The 7,515-nt window shown below is 41.1% G+C and carries 8 protein-coding genes; 3 read left to right on the top strand and 5 right to left on the bottom strand.

Annotated features, from left to right (window positions below; translation table 11 throughout):
- Positions 1-142 precede the first annotated feature (142 nt).
- Together BVH04_RS26565 and BVH04_RS02995 are read left to right on the top strand one after the other, a co-directional pair.
- On the top strand, positions 143-280 hold the full coding sequence (locus BVH04_RS26565; protein ID WP_116116413.1) for a nucleotidyltransferase substrate binding protein: 138 nt from the start codon (positions 143-145) through the stop codon (positions 278-280).
- A 10-nt stretch (positions 281-290) separates the two neighbouring features.
- The gene (locus BVH04_RS02995; RefSeq protein ID WP_086539843.1) at positions 291-623 is read left to right on the top strand and encodes a nucleotidyltransferase domain-containing protein; all 333 of its coding nucleotides are present in this window, start codon (positions 291-293) and stop codon (positions 621-623) included.
- Between the two features lie 68 nt (positions 624-691).
- On the opposite strand, the gene BVH04_RS02990 is transcribed toward BVH04_RS02995, so the two are convergent.
- Together BVH04_RS02990 and BVH04_RS02985 are read right to left on the bottom strand one after the other, a co-directional pair.
- The gene (locus BVH04_RS02990; protein ID WP_086539842.1) at positions 692-2,254 is read right to left on the bottom strand and encodes a S8 family peptidase; all 1,563 of its coding nucleotides are present in this window, start codon (positions 2,252-2,254) and stop codon (positions 692-694) included.
- A gap of 90 nt (positions 2,255-2,344) precedes the next feature.
- Positions 2,345-3,256, bottom strand: a complete 912-nt coding sequence (locus BVH04_RS02985) for a helix-turn-helix transcriptional regulator (RefSeq protein ID WP_086539841.1) — start codon at positions 3,254-3,256, stop codon at positions 2,345-2,347.
- 132 nt (positions 3,257-3,388) lie between these two features.
- On the opposite strand from BVH04_RS02985, the gene BVH04_RS02980 reads away from it, so the two are divergent.
- The gene (locus BVH04_RS02980; RefSeq protein WP_086539840.1) at positions 3,389-4,972 is read left to right on the top strand and encodes a hypothetical protein; all 1,584 of its coding nucleotides are present in this window, start codon (positions 3,389-3,391) and stop codon (positions 4,970-4,972) included.
- A gap of 564 nt (positions 4,973-5,536) precedes the next feature.
- On the opposite strand, the gene BVH04_RS02975 is transcribed toward BVH04_RS02980, so the two are convergent.
- The 3 genes from BVH04_RS02975 to BVH04_RS02965 are packed head-to-tail and all read right to left on the bottom strand — an operon-like array spanning position 5,537 to position 7,433.
- Positions 5,537-6,403, bottom strand: coding sequence for a DUF5777 family beta-barrel protein (locus BVH04_RS02975; protein ID WP_240510814.1), 867 nt, complete (start codon positions 6,401-6,403; stop codon positions 5,537-5,539).
- Positions 6,403-6,942, bottom strand: a complete 540-nt coding sequence (locus tag BVH04_RS02970) for a YceI family protein (RefSeq protein WP_086539839.1) — start codon at positions 6,940-6,942, stop codon at positions 6,403-6,405. Before BVH04_RS02970 ends, BVH04_RS02975 begins: the two co-directional genes overlap by 1 nt.
- Positions 6,942-7,433 (bottom strand): QcrA and Rieske domain-containing protein, encoded by a 492-nt coding sequence (locus BVH04_RS02965; RefSeq protein WP_086539838.1) that lies wholly within the window; start codon positions 7,431-7,433, stop codon positions 6,942-6,944. The genes BVH04_RS02970 and BVH04_RS02965 overlap by 1 nt, the downstream gene beginning before the upstream one ends.
- Positions 7,434-7,515 lie beyond the last annotated feature (82 nt).

The raw sequence follows: 7,515 nt of genomic DNA, 5'->3' as shown, positions 1-7,515 counted from the left end.
GTCCACCACAGCAAAGAAGCAATACCTTAGATCCGTAGGATCGGCACATTTCAAAAGTATGTAAACGGAAGGTTTTAAGCAGTGCCAAACTATACTCCAGGTAAAGTCAGCAAGCGGCCACTAATGAATCGGAGATCTCTGGATGGAAATGGTGAAAAGCAGAAATCTAACCAGCCACACTTACAATATGGAAACCGCAAGTTTCGTGGAGAATGACATTAAGAGGAAATATCACCAAGCTTTCAAAAAATTAATCGAACGATTTGAGTCAGAAAATTAATCAAATTCTCATGATCAAAGATATATTGGCCAATGAAATCGGTATTTCAGATGCTCATTTGGAGGAGATTAGGGATTTTGCAAAAAGATACCCCAACATTGATAAAGTCATACTTTACGGTTCGCGTGCAATCGGTAATTTTAAGCGGGGAAGCGATTTGGACTTAGTTCTGATTGGTGATCAACTTGAGTTTGAAGATCAGTTGAATTTCTCAGAGGATCTTGATGATAGCTATCAGCCTTACTTTTTCGATGTAGCTATATGGAGTCATATCAAAAATGAATCTCTACTTGAACATATTAGAAGTGTGGGGAAAGTGATTTATGATAAATCCACTAGCTAATAACAAATACAAAAAGTAAGGGCGGAAAAATTACCGCCCTACCATTTTTTCCCTTTTTCAACAAATTGTCAATAAAAACCTACCGCAGCAGCCGCATTCAAATTTCCATAACCATACTCTGAATTTCTTGAGGGAAACAAATCTGAAGTGGAGCGCATTTTTTCTACAACTTGCTCTCTAGTCCATCCTGGGTTTTTTGCCCAAACCAACGCAGCTATTCCAGCAGCTGTTGCTGTAGCGACGGAAGAACCTCCCACAGTAGATGGATCGTTGCTATAAAGCGCCGTGGTCAATGGTTTGGTATTTGACCCAGTTCTTTCCATAATCACAGTAAACTCGACCTTTGCACCTGAATGGCAGGTATCGCATCGCTGATAGCCGTTTCCTTCTTTTACCCCAGTCACGGCTACAGTTTCAGACATAGTCGCTGGAAAAATCACTCCAATCCAATTTGTAAAAGTGGTAGAAGTACCTGCTGCAGCAAAAATCAGCTTGCCTCGATTGTGTGCATAGCGAATTGCGTCTGCAACTTTGGAATTGGAAAACAAATCTCCTATAGACATGCTGATTATCTTCACATCAGATCGTTTCCCAAGAAGTACCAAAGCTTCAGCAACCCCGTCTTTTTCGTTTCCACTATCAAATATCACATCACTCGTACCACGCACGCTGATCAAATTGGAATTATAAGCTACTCCCACAGCATTTCCTACAGCATTTCTTGGTGAAGCCACGACCCCAGCCATAGCAGTGCCGTGACCACATTGATCATTGGGACCATCGTACTTTTTCCACCACCAATAACCGGTCTTGTAAGTTCCGAAACGCTGAACTATACGATTGCTTGATTCCCCACTGTTGAAAAATCCATTGAGGGCTGGCTGATCTGGAGAAAGACCAGTGTCAATCACTCCTACTGTAATTCCTGCTCCTGTGCTCTGAGCCCAAGCTTGAGAAATACCCATCTGAACATAGTTCCACGATGCCTTGGCATTTGGGCTAGTGACAGAATAATCAGCAACTGGAACTGATTCAGGTTCATTTTCACATCCCGAACCACTAGTGAGGCGGGCATTCTGTTCATCATTCAAAAGACTGTAATCAAACTCATAACCACGAGGTTCAAAATATCTAACCTCCCCCATTTTTTTCAGGGTTTCAAGTGCTTCTAAATCATAAACTTTTAGCTCCAAAAAAGGTAAATCAGCATGAATCAATGACTCTTCAATTTTCCGTAGGTTAGCGCCTTGATTTCTGGATTGGATTTCCGATATCATGCCAATGATTTTCCCTGCAGCTTCCTGCATTTCCGGAACTTGCACAGACTCCAACCCTATTCGGGCATTGGTCAGCTGCTGTCCTGACGCCTGATAGCCAATAGTAAGAATGGAATCACTTTGAATCAAGGCACTTAAAATCAATTCATTTGATTGATTTCCCCAAACAAAATCACCTGATTCCTGTAAAGATTTCAAGATGATTTGATCGATCTCAGAGGAAGGAATCACTTCTGTTTTTGATTCTGAAAGTTCCGTTTGAGAGATTGATGGCTGCTCTTCGCTACTACAAGAGACTACAAAAAGGGCTATAAAAATCAGCCCATAAATCCGGTTGTTGTTTTGATTATTCATAAAAATTTGGGTTTTAAAAATTGTTAGTGAATAAGTTAAAAAATTATCAGAAATAATTGGTAACCAAGCCCCAACAAAAAACCAGCTTACTTACGAAACCATCTTGGTCAGCTGCTCACTTAAATAAGCTTTCATTTCCTCGCCTTCTTCCACTTTTATCTCACCTGGCAAACCTAAAATAAACCTCGCCAAACCTGGAAGTTGTGGGACTTCTCCATTGAAATAATACTGATTCCTGTTCTTGATAGCCATAAACGGTCGCGCATTTGGATGCTCCTCCATCATGAGCTGGTAGGCTTTCTTACTGAGTTTCAACTTTACCAAAAACTTATTTTTACCAGTAAAACCAAAAAGCTGAGTCCCTGGAAGCTGATGTTTGGTTTCATATTTCCATGCCTCCTGACTTAGGACTACTTCTCCAATCCGTTCGATTTTGAAAACTTTCATGCTTTTACTCGCCGGTTCAAAAGCATGAATAGTTTCGTAATTGTATGAAAAAGCAACCGGCTCGACTATGCGATCACTCGTAGTATCCGAACTCAGGGAATAATAATCCTTCAGCCACACTTGCTTTTTTTGCTGTATGCTTTGACCAATTTCATCTACCAATCTACCGAGGTTAGCTTTGAAGAGTTGCTCAGTTCCCTGCTTCACTTCTGAGCGAACGGCTAGTTTTTTCAAAATAGAATCATGCAACAAATTCCCTTTCCCCTGACTTTCTATCATTGACTTAAGCCATTGATTTTCCTCCTGCGAAAATGTGCTAAAGTTCAGCGTCTGATCCGTTCCCGGCCTATGCTGAATCTTATACTTGCTGAATTCTTTCACTACCTCAAAACCCAAAGCTTCCAGCAGTTTGAAATAGCGATAAATCGTGCGCTCATCCGTCTCGAGCAGTTCGGAAAGTCTATGCACAGGCTTCCCTATATTGCTTTGTAGCAAATTGATCAATTTGAAAACGCGAAGAATTTTTTGCTGTTCGATTTTTCCTGCCTGGCTCATAGTAGATTCTGAATTTGGAAAGCTAAAAGTAACCAATAGTAAATAGTTATTTTTAAAATTGACGTGTATTGTCAATAAATCTATCGCGAATTTTTACTCACGATAAAGAAAATTCCTTCTATTTTTAGCGCAATGAATAGCCTTCAATCTGATCCATTTTTATCTAAAGCACAATTTTCAGCTTTTGCAGTGGGTGTACTCTTTCTTCTAGCTTACTGGATCTTCGGCTTTGATGGGATCACCTTCAGCGATGATGTTTATTATTTGCTGGCTGGGAAAAAGTTTTGGAAGGGCACAATGGAGGTAAATGATTATCATTTCTCCAGTCGCTGGGGCGCATATGTACCTTCTGGACTAGTTGGGTATCTACTGGGATTTGATGCTCATAAAATCTCGCTGATATCCCTTATAAGCTATGCTACAAGTCTATTTTTATTAATCAAAATACTCCCAAAATCAACACCCGCGTGGGTATTGGTTCTCTGGTTTTGCACACAAGTCTATTTTCTTCATTTTCTGACAAAAGTCTATCCAGATAGCTTGTTGGTTGTGTGGACTTGCCTAGTTCCTGTAGCTTCTGTTTACCGAAAAAGTAGCCCTATTCTATCTGGTATAGTTTTGATTACAGCGTTATTTGCAGGTTTTCTCACGAAAGAAACCATTGTGCTTATGGCGCCTTTACCCATACTCCTATTCTACTTCGATTGGAAAAAGAAAGAACTCAGCAACTCATTTTATCTCTCTGTGCTAGTAACAGGAATTATGCTTTCTGCAGCTTACCTAGGCTATTTCTGGGTGAAATTCGGTGATCCACTTCATCGCATCAGCTCCATCAATGCGGGACATTATATCTCCGAATTCACCTATGCGGACAAAGGTCTTTTGTCGATTCTAAAAAGACTGACTGTTCTTCCCATCATCACTTTTGTAGAGCGCTCGTACTGGGCTTGGATTGTTTTTGCTTTACCAGGAATCACAGTGGGATTGAAGTCAATGAAAACTCCGGCATTTGAGTTTTCACTGGCTTTGTTATGCCTGCTGATTGGCTTTTGGTTTATGAGTTCTACACTGGAATTCTACAATCCTATTTACCTCAATCCAAGGCATCTGATCATCCTAGTGCCCATGCTAAGTATGCTGATTGCTTTAGGTTGGAACAAATGGAAATACTCCGGAAGGTGGAAAATTTATATGGTGTCACTTTTACTCTTAGGCACAGGGATCAGCCTAGTTCAGATGGACTTAAAAATGGCTGTTTTCAATCTGGCGCTAGCAATGGTAGTTCGGTTTTCCAATTTGAAATTCTACCCGGTTTTTGTAGTGCTAATCCTGGTTGTGCCAGCGTTGATTGCTATTCCTTATCAGCAGAAATTGAAGCAATATGATCTTTTAATCAAAACCTTAAGAGTGGAAACACAAAAGACTGATTCAAAAGAAGCTATCTATACTCACAGTTTCTTGGATTTCAGTAAAAAAGTCTTGCTTCCCGAGGATTCAATCTCGCAGGAAATTCTGATTCCGATGTACCAGTTACCAAAAGATCCCGGCCAATTTCCGAAGCAATTGAAAGTATTGATTTACGATTACTATTTACATGCTTATCCTGAGGAGCAGAAAGATGTGGATGAGATTTCCAACTGGCTCAGGAAGCACTATGAGCTTCTGAGAACTTATAAAACTGGAAATATAATCGTGAGTGAGTATCGGCTAAAATAGTTTAAGAAGTGTTCTCCAATCTCTATTTTCTATTCTCTCTTCTCTGAGCTCAGCTAGTTAATCCCCCTTGCCCTCTTTATCTAAAACTGGTTTCCAAAAAGGCTTTTGTGCTGAAGGGGAAGTTTGTCCAGATTCCAATTAATGAAGTTTTACTCCGATCTACTATTTTCTAATCCCTAATCTCCAATCTCTACTCTCCAATCTCTATTTTCTATTCTCTCTTCTTTGAACTTAGCTAGATAATCCCACTTACCCCCTTTATCTAAAACTCGTTTCCAAAAAGCCTTTTTTTTCAAGGGGGAATTTGCTCCGATTCCAATTAACGAAGTTTTACTCCGATCTACTGTTTTCTAATCTCCAATCTCTATTTTCTATTCTCTCTTCTCTGAGCTCAGCTAGTTAATCCCCCTTGCCCCCTTTGTCTCAAACTCGTTTCCAAAAAGCCTTTTTTTTCCAGGGGGAATTTGTCCCGATTCCAATTAACGAAGTTTTACTCCGATCTACTGTTTTCAAATCTCCAATCTCTACTCTCCAATCTCCAATCTCTCTTCTCCCTGCCACCTGTCATTTCCGCTTTTGTCCCGTCGCAAAAATCCGGTTCACATTAAAACCCAATCGAAATTCATCGCCAATTGTACCATTTCCCCCTGCTAAAAGATACTGCTCATTGAGCGCCTGTGAGGTCACGAAATACATCTGAAAAACATGCCCTCCGGCTTCGACATCCCAGCCAATTCCAAAGTTGTTTCGCAAGTCAGTATTTAGGTTTGGAATGTATTGAAGGGAAAGCGAGGAGCGATCTGTAACCTTCAATTTGCCGCTGAATCCAAGTGCTACATATAAATTCTCAGTTCCTTCAATTTGATAAATGGCTCTGGAATCAGTGAAATACGCCATCATAGGAGTCAGTTGAAAACTGATTTTCGGGGAAAACTTCCGCGCCAGCATCACTTGCCCGAAGTAGCTCATCCGCTCAGTAAAGGTCGGGGCTGGCTCAGGTAGAAAATCATAATTGGAGCTATTGGCACCCGCCCCACCAGCCAAACTCAAGGAAAAAGGAATTTTTCCGTTTTGGGTTTGCTGAAAGATATGGTAGCGCCCGAATACATTATAAACTTTATCACGACTGCTTCGGGAAGCGGCAACTGATAATTTATTACTTAGTGCAAATTCAAAACTGAACTGAATATTCGCGCCATTGTCCAAACCAAATAGGTTTTCAATTCCCCCATCCAACGGGCCAAAGGTATGCATGATGGCAAAGTGCATGGATTTCTTACTTAATGGCTCTACCGTCAATAAGTTGATGTGTCGTGGGGCGTGAAAGATCAATTCCACAGGTTGGTTTGCATTTACCAAGCTTCGCTCCAGCTGTGCGAAAAGTGAAAATGGCAGCATCCCCAAGACGGTCAGGAGTAGCATTCGATTCATTACTTTTTGGGTTTTAAAGTTGCTTTGATGGTGACTTCTTGCTTCTCTGCCAGCTCATAAAACACCAGCTTTGGAACCGGGATTTTATAATCTGAAAGGAGTATGTCAAAGCCTGCCACCAATTCCAATTCACCTCTTGCATTTTTGCTCAGGGTTCCCTTCACTTCTATTTGTCGCTCCACGCCATGAATTTTAAATTTACCGATGGCACTTACTGGACTTTTTGTCCCTGAATTTAGTGTAGGTATCGGGCTCAATTTTCCGGTAAACTCTGCAAATGGATATTTCTCTGTTTCCAGGTAATTATCCCGCATGTGCTTGTCCCGAAGTCCGATTCCGGTATCCAGCGTGTTGAGATCTACATAGAAATCCAATAAATTTTGCGAAAGATCAATCAGACCATTTAACTTATCTGATACTCCATTGAACTCATTCAATGGAGCTTTGGAGAGGAAATTTACATTTCCGGACTCTGTTAGGTAAGTCTGGGCCGCACTGACATTGGTAATAAAAAAGAAGAACAGGACAAGACGTTTCATTACTTAGTCACTGTCAAGGCTGTTCCATTCAAAGCTGTAGCATAAGATCGCAAAGGTTGAGTAGCAGGTCCCTGAAGGACATTGCCAGAAGTATCAAACTCGGAACCATGACAGGTGCAGGTAAATTTGCTATTCGCAAAGGTCCAATTTCGGTCGCAGGCAGAGTGGGTACAGACCGAAGTCATAGCCCGGTAAGATCCACCCACGTTGACCACCATGGTTTTTGCATCGATGATCAATAGCCAGCCGCCAGCTGCCGCCAGCCCAGTTTGAGCAGTCAAATCAATTTGAATGGTACTCCCAGAGACCGTGATTCCAGTGGTATTGGTTGGAGGTGGAGTATTTTGCTGCGGAGCCTGATCCTCAGAATCGGAGCAACTTGTAAAAAATGCAAGTCCAAATGCGGACATTACTGCGGTCATGCCTGCCCGTTCCACAAATTCTCTTCGGGATTGACTTAGGGTTCCTGTTTTAGATTTGATCTGCTCCATAAATCTCGTTTTGTGTTAATTACGAAATAAGAACCAAGTTTGGATGCAGATGTTTTTAGATGAAAAAAGTTTTTGAAATAAA

It is taken from the genome of Algoriphagus antarcticus, from assembly GCF_002150685.1.
GTDB classification, from domain to species: domain Bacteria; phylum Bacteroidota; class Bacteroidia; order Cytophagales; family Cyclobacteriaceae; genus Algoriphagus; species Algoriphagus antarcticus.
This window is presented reverse-complemented; position numbering and strand designations above follow the sequence as displayed.